Origin of the sequence: Pseudomonas maumuensis (assembly GCF_019139675.1) — a bacterium.
GTDB classification, from domain to species: domain Bacteria; phylum Pseudomonadota; class Gammaproteobacteria; order Pseudomonadales; family Pseudomonadaceae; genus Aquipseudomonas; species Aquipseudomonas maumuensis.
Genome location: NZ_CP077077.1, coordinates 3,178,378 through 3,198,974 on the forward strand (window position 1 = coordinate 3,178,378; position 20,597 = coordinate 3,198,974).

Below are 20,597 nucleotides of genomic sequence, written 5' to 3' on the forward strand. Positions count from 1 at the left end.
CAGTCTTGAAAATCGGGCAGTGGCTACCGGCGTTCAAGGCATGGCCTTGGGGTTGCTGATAGACAGGCGGGCAAGCGTCGTCTGGCGCAGCGCCTCGACCAGGGTGCGACGGGCCTGCGGCGCGTCGTAGCTACCTTCGCGGATGGCCTGGGCCAGCTGCTGTCGCGTGCCGGCCAGGGTCGCTGGCGGCGCCTCGAGCAAGGCGCCCAGACGGGCGTGCTCCTGGGCGTCCAGCTCGCCTTGCAGGCGGCTTTCACGCGCGGCGACGGCCATGGCGTTGGCGATCATCAGCGCCGGGTAGCGCAGCTCGCCGGACAGCGCGGGCAACACCTGCTCCAGCAAGGTCTGGCGGGCGATGTCGAGCAGTTGCGCGGCATTGGGTTGGGTCATGGCGCCTCGGCTCCGGTCATGTTCAGGATGTCGAGCTCCAGCTCCGGCAGCAGGCGCGCGGTCAGAGCCAGTTCGAGGGAGGGTTCTTCGCCGGACAGGTGGCGTTGCCCTTGTTGCAGGGCGATCACCGCCCAGCGCAGGGTGGCCATGACCTGCCAGTAGTGCAGTTGGCTGGGTTCGATGGCCAGGGTGGACACTTCGTGATAACCGCGCAGAAAGTCCGCGAGCAGGCCGATGCCGCCCGCTTCCAGGTCGGGGCGGGTGAAGCGCCAGCAACGGGCGCTGAACCAGCCGAGGTCCTCGCAGGGGTCGCCCCAGCCACTGAATTCCCAGTCGAGCACCGCCTCCAGCCCCTGTTCGCTGGCCAGGTAGTTGCCGGTGCGGTAGTCGCGGTGCAGCAGGCACAGGGCCTGACTGCGCGGCGCATGCAGCTCGCACCAGCGCAGGCCCCACTCCAGGGCCGGGTAGGCCTGGTCGAGGGTGTCGAGGTAGCGCCGGTAGGCCCTGAGGGTGGCCAGGGCGGGTGAGCCCTGGGGTATCGGCAAAAAATCCAGCGCCGCGCACGGGGGGCGCACCTGATGCAGGCGCGCCAGGTTGGCGCCCAACTGCGCCGCCAGCCCGCCCTGCCCTTGCGCACCAGCCTGGGCGCTGAGCAGGCGCCCGGCGGCGATGCCCGGCACGTACTCCATGAGGAAGAACACCCGCCCATGCACCCGCGTGTCACGGCATAGCCAGAGCGGTCGCGGTACCTTGACCCCGGCCTGGTAGACCACCTGCAGCACGGCGAACTCCTGTTCGCGACCGAGGCTGGCCGGCAGCGCCGACAGTGCGTCACTGCGCAGGACCCAGCGCCGGTTACCGGCCCAGGGACCACCCTCGATCAACAGGTCGAGCCGCCAGTTTTCCTGGATGGCGCCACCGCTCAAGCGCTTGCGCGCGGTGATGTGTACCCGCTCGGCGGCGGCGCGTTCGCGGATGAAGTCGACCAGCTGCTGGTCGTTGCCGCTGGCCGCGATCGGATCGCTGGCCAGGGACGTCGTGGAGGAGCTGCTCATGGGTCGATGGGCCCTGCCTTCGCTGTTGAATTGGCAACAGGGCCAGAGCAAAGCCTGGGCCAAGTGTCGACCATCCACCTGCGAGCCCCATGACGCCTGGGTTTGGGCATGTCCTGGCAGTGTCCGGTTGGACAATCTTCATTTCACTTGTGCAATGCGTTCATTCACTATTGAAACATTGCAACCATGAACAGGGTCCGCCATGCATTCCTCCGACTCCAAGGTCGTCGTGCTGATCAGCCACCTGCAACGCCCTCGGCAGCGCAGCCGTCTCGCCCAGGTCGTGAGCGGACTCACGGCGGATTACCCCGACACCCGTATCGAGGTGCTCGACACCTCGGTAGCCGAAGCGCTGCAGACCGCCCGCGAGCTGGAGCAGCGCGGCGAAGTCGATGTGTTCGTCTGCGCAGGGGCCACCGCCGCCTACCTGCGCAAGCACCTGGCCCGGCCGGTACTGGCAATGCGCGTCGGCGGCGGCGACTTGCTGCGCGCCCTGGGGCAGGCCAAGGCCCACGGCCGGCAAGTGGCCGTGCTCAGCTATGACCATATCAACCAGGACCTGCAGGCATTGGCAGCGCTGTTCACCGTGCAGATGCACCAGGCCGCCTACACCTCGCTGGAGCAAGCCCGCCAGGCCGTCGATCACGCCGCCCGGCTGGGCTGTGGCAGCATCATCGGCTCGTCTACCGTGGTGGAGCTGGCCGAACAGGCCGGGCTGCAGGGCGTGCTGTCGCTGAGCGAGGACACCGTGCGCAAGGCACTCGAAGAGGCCCTGGGCATCCTCGACAGCCAGCGCATCGAAATTGCCAAGCGCCGCCACCTCGATGCCGTGCTGCAACATATCCCCACCGGGGTCGCGGCCGTCGACAACCAAGGCCTGGTGCAGTCGCTCAACCCGGCCCTGGCACAGTTGCTGGGGTTGCCGGCCAGCGCGGCGCTCGGCCGCCCGTTGCAGGCCCTGTGCCCCGAGCTGGACCTGCAGCAGGCCTTGCAGGACGGCACGGGCGAGGACAACCGCGTCATCCGCCTGGGCGCGCAAGCCGTGGTCAGCAACCTGCTGCCGATCCTGGAGAGCGGCGAGCGCACCGGCCTGGTGCTGACCTGCCAGGACATCAGCGCCGTGCAGCGGGCCGACCAGCGCATCCGCGTCAGCCGTCGCCCCGGCGCCTTCACCGCGCGCTACCGACTGGAACAACTGAGCGGCAACAGCAGGGCCAACCGCGAGATGCTGCAGCTGGCCGAGCGCTTCGCCGCCAGCCACTCGACCATCCTGATCACCGGCGAGAGCGGTACCGGCAAGGAACTGCTGGCCCAGGGCATCCACAATGCAAGCCCGCGCCGGCAAGGCCCTTTCGTCGCCATCAACTGCGCGGCATTTCCCGAAACACTGCTGGAGAGTGAACTGTTCGGCTACGAGGAAGGCGCCTTCAGCGGTTCGCGCAAGGGCGGCAAGCCCGGTCTGTTCGAGGCCGCGCACCGCGGCACGCTGTTCCTCGATGAGATCGGTGACATGCCGGTGTCGTTGCAGACCCGCCTGCTGCGGGTGCTGCAGGAGCGCGAAGTGCTGCGCCTGGGCAGCACCGAACCGATCGCCATCGACGTGCGGATCATCGCCGCGACCCACCAGGACCTGGGCACGGCCATCGACCAAGGCAGGTTCCGCACCGACTTGTACTACCGGCTGAACATCCTCCGGCTGCAGACCACGCCCCTGCGCGAACGCCCCGAGGACATCGCCCTGATCTGCCGGAGCATCGGCCAGCGTCTGCTGGTCCAGGGGCAGCCACCAGGCGCCGCACAGGTGGTGACGGCGCTGCTGCCCTACCTGGTGCGCCATGCCTGGCCGGGCAATGTTCGTGAACTGGAGAACGTGATCGAGCGGGCGATGCTGTCGGCCCGCGAACTGCTGCGCGACGAGGGGCTGGACGAGCAGTACCTGGCGCGGGTGCTGCCCGAGCTGTGCCAGGAGGGCCAGTTGCCATCCCGGCGCGCCAAGGCGCCGCAAGCGTCCGACCTGCAAACGGTGGGCAAGGCCGCGCAACTGCGCCACGTGCGGGAAACCCTGGACAGTTGCCAGGGCGACCTCGACGAAGCCGCGCGCCGCCTCGGCATCAGCCGCACCACCTTGTGGCGGCGCCTGCGGGCTGCGCGTTGAGCCTCGCCATCCGCCACCGGCCAGCGCTGGCCGGGGCGGATAAGGGACAGATCAGAAATCGCGCTTGTAGAAGATATCCAGCGAACTGGCCAGGCCGCTGGCGGCCTCCAGGTAGACCTTCTTGCTGAGCTTGTAGCGCAAGGCGATGGTGTTGGCCGGCTCGAACACGCCCACGCCATAGCGCAGGCTCAGGCGCTCGGTGAGGTTGCCGCTGGCCACCACGCTGGTCTTGTTGCCCGTGCCCTGGGTGTCGAGCTGGAAATCGTCGATGCCCAGGTTCGAGGCCAGGCCGCCAGTCAGGCCGGCGCTGCCCATCAAGCCCAGCCCCAGCGCCGCCTCGGCGAGCATGTTGTTGTCCTCGCCGGAGCTATTCAGCGGCCGGCCCAGCACCAGGTAGGACAGAGCCTGCTCCTGGCTCATCGCCGGCTCCGAGAACACCTTGGTGGTCGGCTGTTCGGCGCTGCCGCTCAGGCGGATGCCGGCGATCACGTCGTCGACCTTGCGGATCGCCTCGATGTCCAGGTACGGCTGGTCGATGGGCCCGGCGAACAGCAGCCGCGCGCGGCGAATGGTCAGATTCTGCCCATACTGCCGATAGCGTCCGTCGGCCAGGCTGAGCTCGCCACGGGTGTCGAGGTTGTTGCCGATATGCACGTGGCCTAACAGGTTGGCGGTCAGGCCGAAGCCCTTGAACGACAGTTTTTCGCTGCCGACATCGACATCGATGTCCATCGCCACGGCCATCGGCGGCTTGCCCTGCTCGGTCTGGTGGCCGACGATCACCGTGTCGTCCGAGACCTTGACCGTCGACGGCGGCAGCTCGCGCACGGTGATCTTGCCCTTGGGCACCTGCACCTTGCCGGTCACCGCCAGTTTATCGTCCAGCAGGCGAATGCTCAGGTCGGGCGCCACTTCCAGCGCCGCGTAGGGCTCGACGTTGACCGGCAACTGCTGGCCTTGCAGGCGCAGGTCCATGCCCAGCGCCTGGCCCCAGGTCATGTGCCCGCTCAGTTGCCCACGCCCTGCCGCGCCACTGCGCCAGTTGCCGTTCAGTTGCACCTGTTCACCGGCGATCAGCGCCTGCAGCGACAGGTCCTCCAGGCTCACCGGCAACTCCGCGCCGCTGACCTCGCCACCGCTCAAGGCCAGGCTGCCATTGACCTGGGGCGCAATCAGGCTGCCGGACAGACGCCCGCTGCCGTTGAGCTGGCCAGCCAGGCGCTCGACCATCGGCAGGAACGGCCGGATGACCGAAAGCTCAAGCCCGGCCAGGCGGAAATCACCGGACAACGGCTTGTTGCGGCCCAGCGGATCAAGGCGGGTGTTCACATTCAACTCGCCCAGGCGCTCGCCCCGGAAGTCCAGGCGGGTATCGACCCGACGTGGCGCCAGGGTGCTGTCCAGGCGCAGCACCTGATAGGGAAAGTCGACCCAGCGGTCCTTGTCGCGTACCCGCAAGGTGCCGCCGCCGGCATCGACGCGGATGCTGCCCTTGGGGCCGCTGGCCGGGATGTCGAGGTTGATGTCGGCGTTGAGCAGGCCCTGCCAGGCGAAGTCCTTGGGCAACCACTGCGCCAGGCTGTCCAGCGGGAACTGCTTGAGGTGGTAGCGCAGACGCGGCTCTGGTGCCAAGCGCTGGTCCTCGCCGCACAGGCTGGCCTGGCCGGAACGCCAGCAATGGGCGCCGAAATCCAGCTGGCCGCTGGCCAGGCGCTGCAGGCGCGCCGGCGCCTGCAACTGCCAGTCCTGCCCGCCGGCCTGGATACGCCCGCTGGCCAGGCGACCGCGCCAGTCGCCCTTGGCCAAGGCGCCATCCAGCGCCAGGTCGAGCTTGAGTTGCGGGCCATCGAGGGCCAGGGTGGCAGCCTGCTGGCGAAGATCGCCCTTGCCTTGCACATCAAGGCTGCCCAGGGCGGTATCACCGACACGGATACCGCCGGCCTTGAGCGTCACCTGGCCGCGCTGGGCATTGTCCAGCCGGGCATCCAGGTCCAGCCGCTGCACGCGGTTGTCGGCCTGGCCCAGCTGTTGCCCCTGCAGGGTCAGGGTGCCTTGCGGCGCGGCCAGGGTGCCGGCCAGGTCCAAGCGCCCCTTGACCTGCCCTTGCAACTGCGGCCAGAGCTGGCCCAGGCGCGGCAGGTCGAGGTCGACACGCCCGGCCAGGCGCTGCTGCACGCTGGCGCTGCCATTGATGCGGTTGTCGCCCAGCTGCACCGCCAGGCTGCCCAGGGTCCAACGCTCGCCCGCGCCTTCGGCGTCGACCTTGACCAGCGCCGGCTGGCCGCGCAGGCGCCCTTTGAGGTCCAACTGAGCCTTGAGCGTCAGCTGCTCGTGCTTCAATTCGCCCTGGCTGCGCAGCGGGCCGGCCAGGGTGCCGGGCAGCTCCGCCAGCCAGTAGGCCGGGTCCAGGGCCGACAGTTGCAGGTCGACATCCCAGGCCAGGGTGTCGGCAAAACGCAGGGCGACACTACCGGCGGCCTTGCCCTGCCCGGCGTTGAGCACCAGCTGCGGCAGGCGTACCTGGCCGAGGTCGCCGTCGAACGGGCTGGCCAGGCTGAAGGCGCCGGCCGGGCCGTCCAGATCGCCGTTGAACACCCCTTTGTAGCTGCCGTCGCGGTACTGCACCTGGGCGTTGAAGCGCTTGAGCGTGACCTGCGGTGCCGTCTCCAGCGGGTACAGACGCAACCAGGGGAAGTCCAGCCAGTCGAGGCTGGCATCGGCGCTCAGACCCTGCTGCCAGTCGGCGTTGGCCTGCAGCTTGAGGCGCTGCTGGTCGCTGGCGTTCAGGTCCAGGGCGTCGAGCCGGGCGCCCTTGGCATCGACCTTGCCGGCCAGCACCAGGCCGATCGGCCCTTGTTCGGCGGGCAGCGTGGCCGAGCCGGACAGTTGATAACCCTTGAGCAAGTCACCCTGGGCATCGAGCCGCAGCTGGTCGAGTTGCAGGGTGTCGGGCAGCTCGGCGGCGGGTTTGAAGCTGTCCGCGCGAATGCTCAGATGGGCCGGCAGGTGCTCGGCCAGGGCCTGCAGCTCGCCGCTCAGGCGTGCGTCCAGGTAGCCACTGCTGGTGGCGTCGATGGCAAGCGACTTCTGTAACTCGCCCTTGGCGCTCAAGGCCAGCTGCCAGGGCTTGCCATCGACCGCGGGCAGTTGCAGCGTGCCTTGCAGCTGCAGCGGCCAGTCGCCCTGGGGCGTCAGGTCGCCCTGCACGTCCAGGTGCAGGTCGTCACGGCGCAGTTGCAGGCTGTCCACGCGCAGGCCGCTCGCGGTCCAGTGCGCGGCCAAGCTAAGGTCGCCCAGCAGGTCGCTGCCATCCAGGCGCAGTTGACCCAGCTTGACCTCGCCCAGCTCGATGGCCAACGGCAGATTCAGCGCCGGCAGTTGCAGCGGGCCGCTATCGGGCTTGTCCTCGCCCGGGGCGAAGGCCATGTCGATACGCTCGGCCTGCAGACGCTCGACGCACAAGGTGGCGCGCAGCAGGCAGGTTGGCGACCAGTCCAGTTGCGGGGCCTGCACCTCGACACGGTCTTCGCCCGCCGTCCAGCGCAGTTGACTGGCCTGCCAACTGCCGCCAAGTCGCCCGCTGAAATCGCTGACTTGCAGCCCCGGCACCAGGCCTAGCACCCAGCGGCTGCCGCCCTGGGTACCCAGCACCAGGCCCAGCGCCAGGACGATCAGCAACAGCAGGCCCAGCAGTGCCAGCAGGATGGGTTTGACTACACGCGTCACAGCTCAGGCCCCATGGAGAAGTGCAAACGAAAACCACCGTCGTCATCCAGGGCGCGGGCCAGGTCCAGGCGCAGCGGCCCCACCGGCGACACCCAGCGCACGCCGATGCCGACGCCGGTCTTGAGGCTAGGCAGTTCCAGCGAGTTGAACGAATTGCCCTGGTCGATAAAGGTCGCCAGGCGCCATTTTTCGGCAACCGAGTACTGGTACTCGGCGCTGCCGGCCACCAGGTAACGCCCACCGATGCGGTCGCCCTGGTTGTTCTTCGGCGACAGCGACTGGTAGTCGTAGCCGCGCACGCTCTGGTCGCCACCGGCAAAGAAGCGCAGTGACGGTGGGATGTTCTGCTGGTAGCCATTGGTGGCACTGCCGCCGAACTGCACGCGGCCAAGGAAGCGATGGTTCTGGCCCAGGGTGGTCAGGCCCTTGAGCAGCACGTTGCCGTGGATCAGGTTGGTGTCCGAGCCCAGGCCTTCCTTGGCCGCCTGCAGGTCGAACTGCAGACGGTAGCCATTGTGCGGGTCGATGCGGTTGTCGCTGCGCAGGTAGGAGAAGCTGACGCCCGGCATCAGCAGGTTGCTCAGCCCCGAGTCATCACCCAGGCGATACTCCTCGCGCTGGTACTTGAGCGAGATCACCCGCTGCCAGCCGCTGGGCAGCTTGCTGTGCCACTCCGGGCCGACGGTGAGCAGCTTACTCAAGGTATCGGTGCCGGAAATCTCCTCGTTCTGGTAGCCACCGGCGAAGCGCAGCTTATCGGTGAGCGGCGGATCCAGCGGGATGTCATACCACAAGCCGACGTTCTGCCGGGGTGCCGACAGCTCGGTTTCCCAGCCGTAGCTGTGCCCTTGCGGGTTGACCCAGTGGCGGGTCCAGTTGGCCTTGCCGCGCGCGCCGACGTCGGTGGAGAAACCCAGACCCAGGCCAAGGGTACGTGGCTTGCGGGTGTCGAGGTGGACGTCCACCGGGATGTCCTCGCCCACTGCGGCGGTGGGCGCGGCGTCCACGCGCACGCTGTCGAAGTAGCCGCTGGACTGCAGGTCGTTGTTAAGTTCGGCGATCAGTTCCGAGTCGTACGGGGTGCCGGGCTTGAACCCCACCATGCGCTGCAGCAGGTCGTTGTCCAGCGGCGCATCGCCACCGAAGCTCACCGCGCCAAGGCGGTAGCGCGGGCCACTCTGGTAGACCAGTTCGATGTCGGCCACACCGGCCTGCGGATCGACCGCCAGGCGCTGGCGCTCGAAGCGCCCGGCGAAGAAGCCGTAGCGCGAGGCCTGGTTCTGGATCAGCCGCTTGGCATCCTCGTAGGTGCCATGGTTGAGCTGCTCGCCCGGGCGCAGGGCCTTGCTGTCGGGAATGCGAAACAACCTGAGCTCGCTGGCCGGCCCCTCGATACGCACGGTCACGTTGCGCAGCCGCACCGGCTCGCCGGGCTCGACCTGGATGATCAGTTGCGGTGGTTTGTCTTTATCGGCCGGCGCCTTGACCTCGGTCTCGACCCGCGCCTGGTAATAGCCCAGGGCCTGGGCCGCCTTGCGCGCCTGCTCCTCGGCGCCCCGGCTGAAGCGCAGCAAGGCCTCTTCGTCGCGATCGCCCAGGCTGCCGATATACCCTTCGATATTGGACTTGAGCGCCTTGTTGGCGGGTTTGACCCGCACCAGCAATTCGCTCTGCGCCCATGCCATGGAGCTGGCGGCCAGCAACAGCAGGCCCCAGCCAAGTCTTCCTGAATACGTCATGGGCGGCATGCTACCAGAGCGCAAAGGTCAAGAGTGCTGCGAGTGAACACCTGTCACAGGTTCGCTACCCTCGACGAGCGCGGGTTGGGGTGGAAGAACACCCGCTCACGGATCGGCCCCACGGCGATCTCACCGATCTCTTCATAACCCTGGCGCTGGTAGAACGCCAGGTAGTGCGCATTACCGGTGTCCAGCACGACGCCCTCGGTGCCGGCGTCCTCGGCGCACCAGTCATGCACGGCCTGCAGCAATTGCTCGCCGTAGTGCTGCCCCTGGAACTGCGGATGCACACCCAACAGCGGCAGCACATGCACCTTGTCCCCCGGCAGGCACCCGGCCAGCGCGGCCTGGTAATCCAGGTAGCGGCGGGTGCAGCGCAGGCCGGTACCGAGGATCATGCGCAGACGCCAGGCCCAGCTGTCGGCCACGCCAAGCCGGCGCAACGGCGGCACGATCAGCGCCAGGCCGATCAGGCGATCCTCCAGCAACAGGCCGATCGCCGGCAGTTGCAGGTAGAAGTGCTGGCGTACCCACTCACGCACCATCACTCGCAGGCGGCGCTCATAGCCCGGGCGCTGGGCCTCGAACAGCCAGGCGAAGGTAGGCTCGTGGCGGTAGGCATGGTAGAGCAGCGAACGCGCCTCGCGGGCGTAGCCGGCGTCGAGCAGGCAGATCCGGGCCGGGGCGATGATGTCATCGGGCATTGCGGGCAGTCCTCCTGGAATGGGCGTACAGGGCCTTGGAACCAGATTCCGGCGCTGGGTTCACCTCCTCCAGCACGTTAGCAGCGCCCGTCACGCGGCGCCATGCTGGCCGTGGCCGGCGATGTCGGCTAGCATCCGTGGCTTTTACCAGGATCGTCTTTCCATGAAGATCGTCTCGTTCAACATCAACGGCCTGCGCGCCCGCCCGCACCAGCTGGCGGCGCTGATCGACAAACACCAGCCGGACGTGATCGGCCTGCAGGAAACCAAGGTCAGCGACGATCAGTTCCCGTTGGCCGACGTCGAGGCACTCGGCTACCACGTGCACTACCACGGCCAGAAGGGCCACTATGGCGTCGCCCTGCTCTCGCGACAAAAACCGCTGTCGCTGTCCAAGGGCTTCGCCAGTGACGAGGAAGACGCCCAGCGCCGCTTCATCTGGGGCACCTTCGCCGATGCCGACGGCACGCCGATCACCATCATGAACGGCTACTTCCCCCAAGGCGAAAGCCGCGACCACCCCACCAAGTTCCCGGCCAAGCAGCGCTTCTACAGCGACCTGCAGACCCTGCTCGAAGGGCAGTTCAAGAACGACCAGCCTGTGGTGGTGATGGGCGACCTGAACATCTCGCCCCAGGACTGCGATATCGGCATCGGCCCGGACAACGCCAAGCGCTGGCTGAAGACCGGCAAGTGCAGCTTCCTGCCCGAAGAGCGCGAGTGGATGGAGCGTCTCAAGGGCTGGGGCCTGGTCGACAGCTTCCGCCACCTGTACCCGGACGTGGCCGACCGCTTCAGCTGGTTCGACTACCGCAGCCGCGGTTTCGAGGACGAGCCCAAGCGCGGCCTGCGCATCGACCTGATTATGGCCTCCCATGGGCTGCTGCCGCGAGTCAAGGCTGCCGGGGTCGACTATGACCTGCGCGGGATGGAAAAGCCTTCGGATCATGCGCCGATCTGGCTTGAGTTGAGCTGATTGCGGGCGGGCTGCGCGATCACAGGCGCAGCCCTTGCCACACCCGGACACAAATCCCCTCTTAAACATCGCCTCGTTCAGTTCGTTCAACAGCACGAACTCCCGCTGTCTGCCCAGCAACCCTGAACAAGGCTTCCCCATGACCGCACCCCTGAATCGCCTCACCCTGGCCGCCCTGCTGGTCGCCTGCAGCCTGCCGGCCCTGGCCGCGGCGCCCGCGCACAAACCTGGCAGCGTGTTCCGCGACTGCGCCAAGACCTGCCCGGAAATGGTGGTGCTGCCCGCCGGCAGCTTCATGATGGGCACCCCGGAGGACGAAAAGGGCCGCCAGGACGATGAAGGCCCGCTGCACCAGGTCACCTTCAAAAATGCCTTTGCCGTCAGCCAATACCAGATCACCAATGGGGAGTGGAAGGCCTACCTCAAGGCCACCGGCTACAAGGTTCCCAACGGCGATACCCGCCCGGGCCGTGAGTGCATCGCTGGCGTGCCGCGCTACCAGCAAGGCGACCGCCAGCCCGCCGTGTGCCTGAACTTCCACGAAGCCGAGGCCTATGCCGGCTGGCTGTCGAAGAAGACCGGCAAGGTCTACAAGGTGCTCAGCGAATCCCAGCGCGAGTACGCCGTACGCGGCGGCAGCACCGGACCGTTCCCCTTCCCGCTCGATGACAACGACGAGCAGAAGTACCAGATCTCCAAGCACGCCAATACCTACGGTCCTACCGACGGTTTCTCCTTCACCTCGCCGGTCGGCAGCTTCCCGCCCAACGCCTTCGGCGTCTACGACGGCCACGGCAACGTCTACGAATGGACCCGCGACTGCTACGTCGACAGCTACGCCACCGCCCCAACCGACGGCAGCCCGCAGACCAACAGCAGCGAATGCGAGGATCGCCGGGTGATTCGCGGCAACGACTACACCGAGGCGCCGATCTTCTCGCGCTCGGGCAACCGCAACGAGCGCAGCTCCACCCTGCGCGGCGACTGGATCGGTTTCCGCGTCGCCCGCGAGCTGTAAGCCCTGCCCCGCCCCGGCGCCCTCGGCGCCGGGCGACTAAATCCGCGCAAAACCCTCTCGTCTACCAAGATCAGGACCTGCTCCTGCCCGGCGCCAACGAATACTCACGAGATGCCCCCATGACGCTCAAGACACCCAGCCTCGCCCAGGAAACCCTGCGCATACTCAAGCCGTTCTGGATGCTGGTCGCGCTTTCGGCGGCCCTTGGCGTGGTCAGCGGCCTGAGCGTCACCGCCCTGCTGGCCACCATCAACAGTGCGATGAATGCCGCCGGCGGGCCGGACACCCATACCGCCCTGCTTTTCGGCGGCCTATGCGTGCTGACCCTGGCCTGCTCCACCGGCTCGAACCTGCTGACCAACTACGTGGGCCAGAAGGTGGTGGCGCGGCTGCGCCGCGAATTGTCCGCCAAAGTGCTGGTGGCACCGATCGCGCAACTTGAGCGCTACCGTGCCCACCGCCTGATCCCGGTGCTGCTCAACGATGTCAGCACCATCAGCGCCTTCGCCCTGTCCGTGGCGCCGATGGTCATCGCCTTTACCGTCACCTTGGGCTGCCTCGCCTACCTGGCGCTGCTGTCCTGGCAGATCCTGCTGATTACCGCCCTGACCGTGGTGATCGGCACTGGCGCGCAGTTCCTCGCCCACCGCTTCGGCATGAAGAACATCCTCACCGCCCGCAACGGCGAAGACGAGTTGCAGAAGCACTACCAGGCCCTCTCCGGCGGCGCCAAGGAGCTGCGTATCCAGCGCAAGCGCCGCCAGCACATGCATGACCAGCTGATCCACGGTGCCACCGAGCGCATCTGCAAGGCCAACATCCGCGCGGCGAACATCTTTGTCAGCGCCGAGACCTTCGGTTCGATGCTGTTCTTCGCCGTCATCGGCGTGGCCATCGCCTTCCAGGCGCTGTGGCCGAGCACCGACCGCACCGTGCTCGGTGGTTTCGTGCTGGTGATGCTGTACATGAAGGGGCCGCTGGAGCAGTTGATCACCAACCTGCCGAGCATCAGCCGCGCGCAGATCGCCCTGCGCCGCATCGCCGAGCTGTCGGCGCGCTTCTCGTCGCCCGAGCCGCACCTGCTGGTGAGCGACCGCGCCCCGGCCGTGTCCAGCGTCGAGTCCATCGAGCTGCGCCAGCTGCGCTATGACTACCCGCAGGTCGAGGGCAGCCAGCCGTTCCACCTGGGGCCGGTGAACCTGAGCATCCGCCAGGGCGACATCGTCTTCATCGTCGGCGAGAACGGCTGCGGCAAGACCACCCTGATCAAGCTGCTGCTGGGCCTGTACAGCCCGCAACAGGGCGAAGTGCGGCTCAATGGCGAAACGGTCACCCCAGAGCGCCTGGACGACTACCGCCAGCTGTTCACCACCATCTTCGCCGACTACTACCTGTTCGACGAGCCGCTGCCCGGCCAGGCCGAACTGCCGCCCGAGGCCGGCAAGTACCTCGAACGCCTGGACATCGCCCACAAAGTGAGCATCCGCGACGGCAGCTTCACCACCACCGACCTGTCCACCGGCCAGCGCAAGCGCCTGGCGCTGATCAATGCCTGGCTCGACCAGCGCCCGGTGCTGGTGTTCGACGAGTGGGCCGCCGACCAGGACCCGGCCTTCCGCCGCGTGTTCTACACCGAACTGCTGCCGGAGCTGAAACAGCAGGGCAAGACCATCATCGTCATATCCCACGACGACCGCTACTTCCCGGTGGCCGACCAACTGGTGCGCATGCACGGCGGCCAGATCGTCGTCGAGCGCAACCAGGAACCCGCCCTGCCCGCCTGACCCCGCCTCACGGGCGGTGGCTCCGCGCCACCGCCCGCACTTGGTAAATTCCCCGCCGCATCGCTCGTTCCCCTATTGCCGCACGCTGAATCAACCCTGCCCACAGGGAAGTCGCAGGTCAGGCCTCTGCCAACCGAAAATATTTTTCCGGTTTTGGCATGCGCATGCGTCCTACTCGCAACGGAATAATTTTCATTTACTTTGCGTACCTTGAGCCAGAGCATAAAAATGCCAATACCAGCCAACACACTGACCCCTTTGAGCAAGGCGCTGATGCTGCGCCGGATGCTGCGTTCCTCGCCGGCCATGGCCACCCTCGGCTTCGCCCTGTCCCTGCCGCTCGCCGCCCAAGTGCAAGCCCAGGAGCAGGATTTCGACATCCCGGCACAATCGCTGAGCAGCGCGCTGCAAGAGCTGGGTCGCCAGGGCAACCTGCAGGTGCTGTTCAGCCCCGAGACCGTACAGGGCCTGCGCAGCAGCCCGGTCAAGGGTCGCTTCTCGCCAAGCCAGGCAGCTGGGGAGCTGCTGAAGAACAGCGGGATTCGCTACAGCGTGCAGGACAACACCCTGATCATCAGCGGCGCGGCTGAATCCGGCTCAGCCATGACCCTGGACGCCACCACCATCAATGGCCAGGTACTGGGTGCCACCACCGAGGGCAGCAACTCCTACACCACTGGCGCGGTGACCATCGGCAAGACCGCGCAATCGCTGCGTGAGACCCCACAGTCGGTCACCGTGGTCACCCGCAAGCTGATGGACGACAAGAACCTGGTCTCGCTGGACCAGGTGATGGCCCAGACCACCGGTATCACCCGCGCCAACCGCGGCTACGGCAACCACCACTTCAGCTCCCGTGGCTTCGACCTCACCGACGAAAGCTACATGGTCGACGGCGTGCCCGGTCAAGCCTACGCCTACACCGGCTGGATGACCCCGGACATGGCGATCTTCGACCGCGTCGAAGTGCTGCGCGGCGCCTCCGGCCTGCTGGTGGGCGCGGGCAACCCGGGCGGCGCGGTGAACCTGGTGCGCAAGCGCCCGACCGCCGACCCGCGTTTCTCCGTCATCACCCGCGCCGGCTCCTGGGACAACTACCGCCTGGACCTGGATGCCAGCGGCCGCCTCAACCCCCAGGGCACCCTGCGCGGACGCATGGTCGCCTCCTATGAAGACCGTGGCTACTTCACCGACGTCACCAAGTCCAAGCGGCCGCTGCTGTACGGCATCGTCGAAGCCGACCTCAACGATGCCACCACCGTCGCTGTCGGCCTGCGCCGCCAGACCTCGCGCATCGACGGCTACAGCGTGCTGGGTATCCCCAACAACCCCGACGGCAGCAACCCGCACCTGAAGCGCTCGACCTACCTCGGGCAGGACTGGACCAAGCTGCAGACCAACATGGACGAGGTGTTCGCCGACCTCACCCACCGCTTCAACGACAACTGGACCGGCAAGCTGGCGCTGTCTCACTCCGAAGGCGGCTACAACCGTAGCGCCATCGAGTGGGGCGTGGATTTCAGAAATAATCCCACGCTGGAATACGGCGCCCCAGGTGGCCCCAGAGTCAACACTGTCAGCTATCACAAGTTTGACGTTACCTCCGACGCCGTCGACGGCCACTTGGACGGCACCTTCGAGGCATTCGGCCTGACCCATCAGGTCACGCTCGGTGCCAACTGGTCCAAGCGCAAAATGAACGACAAGGACAACACCATAGATCTACCTAAATCTATTCCGCTTAATGTATTTGATCCCAACCATAGCAATATCCCTGAGTTGCAGCGTGACGGCTGGAAGTCCATGGATGACACCATCGACACCCGATATGGCACCTACGTGAGCACACGTCTGCACGCAACCGAAGACCTGAGCTTCGTCCTCGGTGGTCGCCTGAGCTGGTACAAGAACGAAGCCTGGAACGGCCCGAAGGTGACGACCAGCCGGCAGGACGAGGAATTCACACCCTTCGTCGGTGCGATCTACGACCTGAACGACCAGTGGTCCTGGTACGCCAGCTATGCCGACATCTTCCTACCGCAGTCCAACTACCGCACCGTCAGCGGCAGCGTGCTGGATCCATCAGTCGGTTCGAACTACGAAACCGGTATAAAGGGTGAGCTTTTCGACAAACGTCTAAACGTGTCCTTCGCAGTGTTCTACATCGAGCAGGAGGACGTAGCCAAGCAAGATCCTGATCCCGCAAACCGTGGCAAGTGCCCAACGGACTCTGCCGGCCGCTGCTGGGTCAACGGCGACGGCATCAACCGCAGCAAGGGCTTCGAAGCCGAGGCCACCGGCGAACTGCTGCCGGGCCTGCAAGTGGCGGCTGGCTACACCTACAACACCACAAGCTCCTCCGAAGGTGGCCCGATCTCGGCGCAGACCCCGAAACACATGGTGCGCGTGAACACCAACTACACCTTCCCGGGCGAGTGGAACCGTCTGAGCGTCGGTGGTGGCGTTTCGGCGCAGAACTCCTACGTCGATGCCTACAACGAGGCGTACAACAGCGGCCGGGCGATCTTCGACGCGCGTGCCGCCTACAAGCTCGACGAGCACTGGACCGTGGGCGTGGACGTCGAGAACCTGTTCGACCGCAAGTACTTCGACTCGATGGGCTACTGGACCCGCGGCACCACCTACGGTACTCCGCGTAGCTACATGTTCACCCTGCGCGGCGACTTCTAAGTCCCGCCTGGCAACAACCGGCGCCCCCTCTCGAGGGGGCGCTGTGTTTTCAGCGACATCCAACGCCCTGTTGTCTTTCCCCCCGCCCCACCGCACACTCGACCCCGCCAGCCAGGAAGCGGAGTCCGCAGTGCCCACGCCACGTCAGTTCAGCAAAAAGACCAGCACCAGCAACATGCTGCGGCTCAAGTCCGGCGACGCCGGCAACCAGCGCCCCTATCGCGTCGACTTCGTCCTGCTCGAGCACTTCTCCATGGCCAGCTTCACCGTGGCGATGGACGTGCTGGTCACCGCCAACCTGCTGCGCGCCGACAGCTTCACCTCCACCCCGCTGTCGCTGGGCGGCGATCGCGTGCTCAGCGACCTGGGCCTGGAACTGATCGCCAGCCCGCTCGATCCCCGCAGCCTGCAAGACCTCGACCTGCTGGTGGTGTGCGGCGGCCTGCGCACGCCATTGAAATACCCCGACCTCGACCGCCTGCTGGGCGACTGCGCCAACCACGGCATGACCCTCGGCGGGCTGTGGAACGGCGCCTGGTTCCTCGGCCGCGCCGGGGTGCTCGACGACTACGGCTGCAGCGTACATCCCGAGCAGCGCGCCAGCCTGGCCGAGATCAGCCCGCAGACGCGCATCACCCCAGCCAGCTTCACCCTCGACCGTGACCGTCTGAGCGCCGCCAGCCCCAATGGCGCCATGGAGCTGATGCTTGGGCTGGTGCGGCGCCTGTACGGCGATGCCCTGGCCGAAGGCGTCGAGGAGATTTTGTCGTTCTCCGGCGCGCGCTATCGCCAGGTCGGGCCTGGGGCGAAGAAGTCCATGAGCCTGCACCTGCGCACCATCGTCGAGCTGATGGAAAACAACCTCGAGGAAACCCTCAGCCTCGACCAGCTGGCCGCCTACTCCGGGCGCTCGCGCCGGCAGATAGATCGCTTGTTCCAGGCCCAGTTGGGCACCTCGCCCAGGCGCTACTACATGGAGCTGCGCATCACCAAGAGCCGGCGGCTATTGCAGTATTCAGACCTGTCGGTGATGGAGGTAGCGGTGGCCTGCGGCTTCGTTTCGGTATCGCATTTCAGCAAGTGCTATGCGGCGTACTTCGGCTATCCGCCGTCGCGGGAGCAGCGGCTAGGCGAATGATGCTGCCTGGGCTTGCCCCGCGATAGGGCCGGAGCGGTCAACGGGTCAGCCCTGCTCATCGAGCAATGCCTGGATCACCCGCTCCTGCCCTGCATAATCGCCTTCGCCAAAGTGCACATGGCGCACCTGCCCCTTGCGGTCGACGAAGTAGTGCGCCGGCCAGAACTGGTTGCCCCAGGCGTTCCAGATCCGGTAGCCGTTATCGACCGCCACCGGATAGGCAATGCCCAACTGCTGCACCTGCGCCCGCACACTGCCGATGTCATGCTCGTAGTCGTACTCCGGCGTATGCACCCCGACCACCACCAACCCCTGCTCGCCGTAGCGCCGCGCCCAGTCGTTGACATGCGGCAGGCTGCGCCGGCAGTTGATGCAGTCGTAGGTCCAGAAATCCACCAGCACCACCTTGCCCTTGAGGGCCGGGCCGTCCAGCGGCGGCGAGTTGAGCCACTGCTCGGCGCCGGCCAGCGAAGGCATGGGGCCATAGCTGTCACGGGCCAGCAGGTGGCCGGCCAGGCCCAGCCCGAGCAGGGCCAGGGCCACGCCGCCGGCCTTGAGCAGGCGGCGCTTGCCGCGCGCCTCAGTTGTCATGGCAGCCACTGGTGGCGTAGGAACGGTACTCGACGCTCTGCGGCTTGCCCTGGGAGTCGAGGTAGTCCATGCGGGTGTTGACCACGCCACAGGTGTTGCTGCGGTCATCCTTCACCGACAACACCTTCTTTACATCCAGCTTGTCGCCGTAGCGGTACTGCATCACGCTGGCGTCGTTGAGCGAGGTGCTGCTGGCCTGGGCGGTGATGGCGCCGAGGCCGAGAGCGGCGAACAGGGCGGCGCTGGCGAGGGTCTTGAAAGTCATGATGGTTCTCCTGATGCGAGGTCTTGGCTTGGGGAGACGTTGCTCCCCGGTCGAGAGCCATTTCACCCCTGCCAGGTATCGCGCTTGTGTCCACCCAGGCTGTGACGTGCTTCCTCCTGTATCCACGGCGGTGCCAGATACACTGCAATACAAAGCGTGGCAGGCAAGCCCGGATTCGCTCGGTACACTGCGCCCAACCCTCACCTACAAGGACACCCCGATGGAGCATGTCGATCACATCCTGGTCGTCGACGACGACCGCGAAATCCGCGAACTGGTCGGCAACTACCTGAAGAAGAACGGCCTGCGCACCAGCATCGTCGCCGATGGCCGGCAGATGCGCGCCTTCCTGGAAAACAACATGGTCGACCTGATCGTCCTCGACATCATGATGCCCGGCGACGACGGCCTGCTGCTGTGCCGCGAATTGCGCGCCGGGAAGCACCGCAACACGCCGGTGCTGATGCTGACCGCGCGCAACGACGAGACCGACCGCATCATCGGCCTGGAAATGGGCGCCGACGACTACCTGACCAAGCCGTTCTCCGCCCGTGAACTGCTGGCACGGATCAACGCCGTGCTACGCCGCACGCGCATGCTGCCGCCCAATCTGACCATCAGCGAAAGCGGGCGCCTGATCGCCTTCGGCCCCTGGCGCCTGGACACCACCGCGCGCCACCTGCTCGACAGCGAGGGCACCCTGGTGGCGCTGTCCGGCGCCGAGTACCGCCTGCTGCGGGTATTCCTCGACCATCCGCAGCGGGTACTCAGCCGTGAACAGCTGCTCAACCTCACCCAGGGCCGCGAGGCGGACATCTTCGACCGCTCCATCGACCTGCTGGTCAGCCGCCTGCGCCAGCGCCTGGGCGACGATGCCCGCGAACCCACCTGCATCAAGACCGTGCGCAGCGAGGGCTATGTATTCTCGCTGCCGGTGCAATTGCTGGAGTCGCCGGCATGAAGTGGCCGCGCACCCTGGCTTCACGCCTGGCGCTGATCTTCTTCACGGGATTGGTGCTGGCCTACGGCCTGTCGTTCAGCCTGCAGGCGTACGAGCGCTATGTCAGCAGCCGCTCGATGATGCTCAGCAACCTGGAGCTGGACGTGTCGACCTCTGTCGCCATCCTCGACCGCCTGCCCGCCGCCGAGCGCCCGGCCTGGCTGTCGCGCCTGGAGCGGCGCACCTACCGCTACCGGCTGGACGAGGGGCTGTCCGGCGAAGCCATGCCGAGCGAGAACCCGCCGATGGCCGCCGACTCGATCGTCAAGGCTATCGGCGACCGCTACCGTCTGACCTTCCAGGAAATTCCCGGCCCTAACGCGCATTTCCAGGCCCACCTGCGCCTCGCTGACGGCGCGCCGCTGACCATCGACGTCACCCCGGCCTCTATGCCTGTGGCTACCTGGCTGCCAGTGGTGCTGCTGATCCAATTGGCGGTGCTGCTGGCCTGCACCTGGCTCGCCGTGCGCCTGGCCATCGGCCCGCTGACCCGGCTGGTCCAGGCCGTGGACGACCTTGACCCGAACAGCCCCGGCCCGCTGCTCGACGAAAGCGGCCCACGCGAGGTGCGCTACGCCGCCGTGGCCTTCAATGCGCTGCAGGCGCGCATCGCTGCCTACCTCAAGGAACGCATGCAGTTGCTGGCCGCCATCTCCCACGACCTGCAAACGCCGATCACACGCATGAAGCTGCGCGTCGAGCAGATGGACGACGGGCTGGAGAAGGACAAGCTGTGGCACGACCTCGACGCCATGGAGCACCTGGTGCGCGAGGGCGTGGCCTATGCCCGCAGCATGGACAGCGGCACCGAGGCGCCGTGCCGGGTCAACCTCGACGCCTTCCTCGACAGCCTGGTGTTCGACTACCAGGACAGCGGCGCGCAGGTGAATCGCAGCGGCAGCGCCCAGACCACCTTGGAAACCCGCCCCCACGCCTTGCGCCGGGTGCTGGTGAACCTGGTGGACAATGCGCTGAAGTTCTCCGGTGCCGCGCAGCTGGAGGTCGGCTGCGAGCACGGCGTGACGCTGATCCGCGTGCTCGACGATGGCCCCGGGATCCCCGAGGCGGAGCTCGACGACGTGCTCAAGCCGTTCTACCGGGTCGAAAGCTCGCGCAACCGCAGCACCGGCGGCACCGGGCTGGGGCTGGCTATCGCCCAGCAGCTGACCCAGGCCATGGGCGGCAGTCTGACCTTGCACAACCGCGCCGAAGGCGGACTGTGCGCGCAGGTCGAGTTGCGTTGAATCGACAACCGCCGGGGCTGCCGTGCAGCCCTTTCGCCGGCACGGGCGGCAACGAAAGCAAGATCGTTCAAGCCACCTTCTGACCTGTCTGGCATGCTTGTCTGCCCTGTCGATTCGTTGC

General features: G+C 66.7%; 15 protein-coding genes. 8 read left to right on the forward strand and 7 right to left on the reverse strand.

Annotation, left to right across the window (positions count from 1 at the left end; translation table 11 throughout):
- Positions 1-33 precede the first annotated feature (33 nt).
- On the reverse strand, positions 34-390 hold the full coding sequence (locus KSS90_RS14260) for a DUF6285 domain-containing protein (RefSeq protein WP_217866071.1): 357 nt from the start codon (positions 388-390) through the stop codon (positions 34-36).
- Entirely contained in the window at positions 387-1,445 is a 1,059-nt protein-coding gene (locus tag KSS90_RS14265; protein ID WP_217866072.1) for a phosphotransferase family protein, read from the reverse strand. Before KSS90_RS14265 ends, KSS90_RS14260 begins: the two co-directional genes overlap by 4 nt.
- A gap of 202 nt (positions 1,446-1,647) precedes the next feature.
- Between KSS90_RS14265 and prpR the strand changes: the two genes are divergently transcribed.
- Positions 1,648-3,600: a propionate catabolism operon regulatory protein PrpR gene (prpR, locus tag KSS90_RS14270; RefSeq protein ID WP_217866073.1), complete on the forward strand. Its 1,953-nt coding sequence runs from the start codon at positions 1,648-1,650 to the stop codon at positions 3,598-3,600.
- Between the two features lie 51 nt (positions 3,601-3,651).
- On the opposite strand, the gene KSS90_RS14275 is transcribed toward prpR, so the two are convergent.
- From KSS90_RS14275 to KSS90_RS14285, 3 genes are read right to left on the reverse strand one after another with little or no spacing between them, the layout of a single operon-like run.
- On the reverse strand, positions 3,652-7,326 hold the full coding sequence (locus KSS90_RS14275; protein WP_217866074.1) for a translocation/assembly module TamB domain-containing protein: 3,675 nt from the start codon (positions 7,324-7,326) through the stop codon (positions 3,652-3,654).
- Positions 7,323-9,065: an autotransporter assembly complex protein TamA gene (locus KSS90_RS14280; protein ID WP_217866075.1), complete on the reverse strand. Its 1,743-nt coding sequence runs from the start codon at positions 9,063-9,065 to the stop codon at positions 7,323-7,325. The genes KSS90_RS14275 and KSS90_RS14280 overlap by 4 nt, the downstream gene beginning before the upstream one ends.
- A 53-nt stretch (positions 9,066-9,118) precedes the next feature.
- Positions 9,119-9,769, reverse strand: a complete 651-nt coding sequence (locus tag KSS90_RS14285; RefSeq protein WP_217866076.1) for a GNAT family N-acetyltransferase — start codon at positions 9,767-9,769, stop codon at positions 9,119-9,121.
- 163 nt (positions 9,770-9,932) lie between these two features.
- Here KSS90_RS14285 and xthA point away from each other — a divergent pair, with 163 nt between their 5' ends.
- From xthA to KSS90_RS14310, 5 genes are all read left to right on the forward strand, one after another.
- Positions 9,933-10,745, forward strand: a complete 813-nt coding sequence (gene xthA, locus KSS90_RS14290) for an exodeoxyribonuclease III (protein ID WP_217866077.1) — start codon at positions 9,933-9,935, stop codon at positions 10,743-10,745.
- 139 nt (positions 10,746-10,884) lie between these two features.
- Positions 10,885-11,763: a formylglycine-generating enzyme family protein gene (locus KSS90_RS14295; protein ID WP_217866078.1), complete on the forward strand. Its 879-nt coding sequence runs from the start codon at positions 10,885-10,887 to the stop codon at positions 11,761-11,763.
- Positions 11,764-11,882: 119 nt separating this feature from the next.
- Positions 11,883-13,547: a cyclic peptide export ABC transporter gene (locus KSS90_RS14300; RefSeq protein WP_217866079.1), complete on the forward strand. Its 1,665-nt coding sequence runs from the start codon at positions 11,883-11,885 to the stop codon at positions 13,545-13,547.
- A gap of 228 nt (positions 13,548-13,775) precedes the next feature.
- Positions 13,776-16,238: a TonB-dependent siderophore receptor gene (locus KSS90_RS14305; protein ID WP_217866080.1), complete on the forward strand. Its 2,463-nt coding sequence runs from the start codon at positions 13,776-13,778 to the stop codon at positions 16,236-16,238.
- Positions 16,239-16,368: 130 nt separating this feature from the next.
- The gene (locus tag KSS90_RS14310) at positions 16,369-17,376 is read left to right on the forward strand and encodes a GlxA family transcriptional regulator (RefSeq protein ID WP_217866081.1); all 1,008 of its coding nucleotides are present in this window, start codon (positions 16,369-16,371) and stop codon (positions 17,374-17,376) included.
- A 45-nt stretch (positions 17,377-17,421) separates the two neighbouring features.
- Here KSS90_RS14310 and KSS90_RS14315 read toward each other — a convergent pair whose 3' ends face one another.
- On the reverse strand, positions 17,422-17,967 hold the full coding sequence (locus KSS90_RS14315) for a thioredoxin family protein (protein WP_172670895.1): 546 nt from the start codon (positions 17,965-17,967) through the stop codon (positions 17,422-17,424).
- Positions 17,957-18,232, reverse strand: a complete 276-nt coding sequence (locus KSS90_RS14320; RefSeq protein WP_217866082.1) for a DUF2790 domain-containing protein — start codon at positions 18,230-18,232, stop codon at positions 17,957-17,959. Before KSS90_RS14320 ends, KSS90_RS14315 begins: the two co-directional genes overlap by 11 nt.
- Before the next feature lie 220 nt (positions 18,233-18,452).
- Here KSS90_RS14320 and KSS90_RS14325 point away from each other — a divergent pair, with 220 nt between their 5' ends.
- Positions 18,453-19,193: a response regulator gene (locus KSS90_RS14325; protein ID WP_217866083.1), complete on the forward strand. Its 741-nt coding sequence runs from the start codon at positions 18,453-18,455 to the stop codon at positions 19,191-19,193.
- Positions 19,190-20,476 carry a sensor histidine kinase gene (locus KSS90_RS14330; protein WP_217866084.1) on the forward strand — a complete coding sequence of 429 codons (1,287 nt, stop codon included), beginning with the start codon at positions 19,190-19,192 and terminating at the stop codon, positions 20,474-20,476. The genes KSS90_RS14325 and KSS90_RS14330 overlap by 4 nt, the downstream gene beginning before the upstream one ends.
- Positions 20,477-20,597: the final 121 nt, after the last annotated feature.

Coding starts and splice junctions, on each gene's coding strand:
- KSS90_RS14260 (WP_217866071.1), bottom strand. CDS start 390: ATGACCCAACCCAATGCCGCGCAACTGCTCGACATCGCCCGCCAGACC.
- KSS90_RS14265 (WP_217866072.1), bottom strand. CDS start 1,445: ATGAGCAGCTCCTCCACGACGTCCCTGGCCAGCGATCCGATCGCGGCC.
- prpR (WP_217866073.1), top strand. CDS start 1,648: ATGCATTCCTCCGACTCCAAGGTCGTCGTGCTGATCAGCCACCTGCAA.
- KSS90_RS14280 (WP_217866075.1), bottom strand. CDS start 9,065: ATGACGTATTCAGGAAGACTTGGCTGGGGCCTGCTGTTGCTGGCCGCC.
- KSS90_RS14285 (WP_217866076.1), bottom strand. CDS start 9,769: ATGCCCGATGACATCATCGCCCCGGCCCGGATCTGCCTGCTCGACGCC.
- xthA (WP_217866077.1), top strand. CDS start 9,933: ATGAAGATCGTCTCGTTCAACATCAACGGCCTGCGCGCCCGCCCGCAC.
- KSS90_RS14295 (WP_217866078.1), top strand. CDS start 10,885: ATGACCGCACCCCTGAATCGCCTCACCCTGGCCGCCCTGCTGGTCGCC.
- KSS90_RS14300 (WP_217866079.1), top strand. CDS start 11,883: ATGACGCTCAAGACACCCAGCCTCGCCCAGGAAACCCTGCGCATACTC.
- KSS90_RS14305 (WP_217866080.1), top strand. CDS start 13,776: ATGCCAATACCAGCCAACACACTGACCCCTTTGAGCAAGGCGCTGATG.
- KSS90_RS14315 (WP_172670895.1), bottom strand. CDS start 17,967: ATGACAACTGAGGCGCGCGGCAAGCGCCGCCTGCTCAAGGCCGGCGGC.
- KSS90_RS14320 (WP_217866082.1), bottom strand. CDS start 18,232: ATGACTTTCAAGACCCTCGCCAGCGCCGCCCTGTTCGCCGCTCTCGGC.
- KSS90_RS14325 (WP_217866083.1), top strand. CDS start 18,453: ATGGAGCATGTCGATCACATCCTGGTCGTCGACGACGACCGCGAAATC.
- KSS90_RS14330 (WP_217866084.1), top strand. CDS start 19,190: ATGAAGTGGCCGCGCACCCTGGCTTCACGCCTGGCGCTGATCTTCTTC.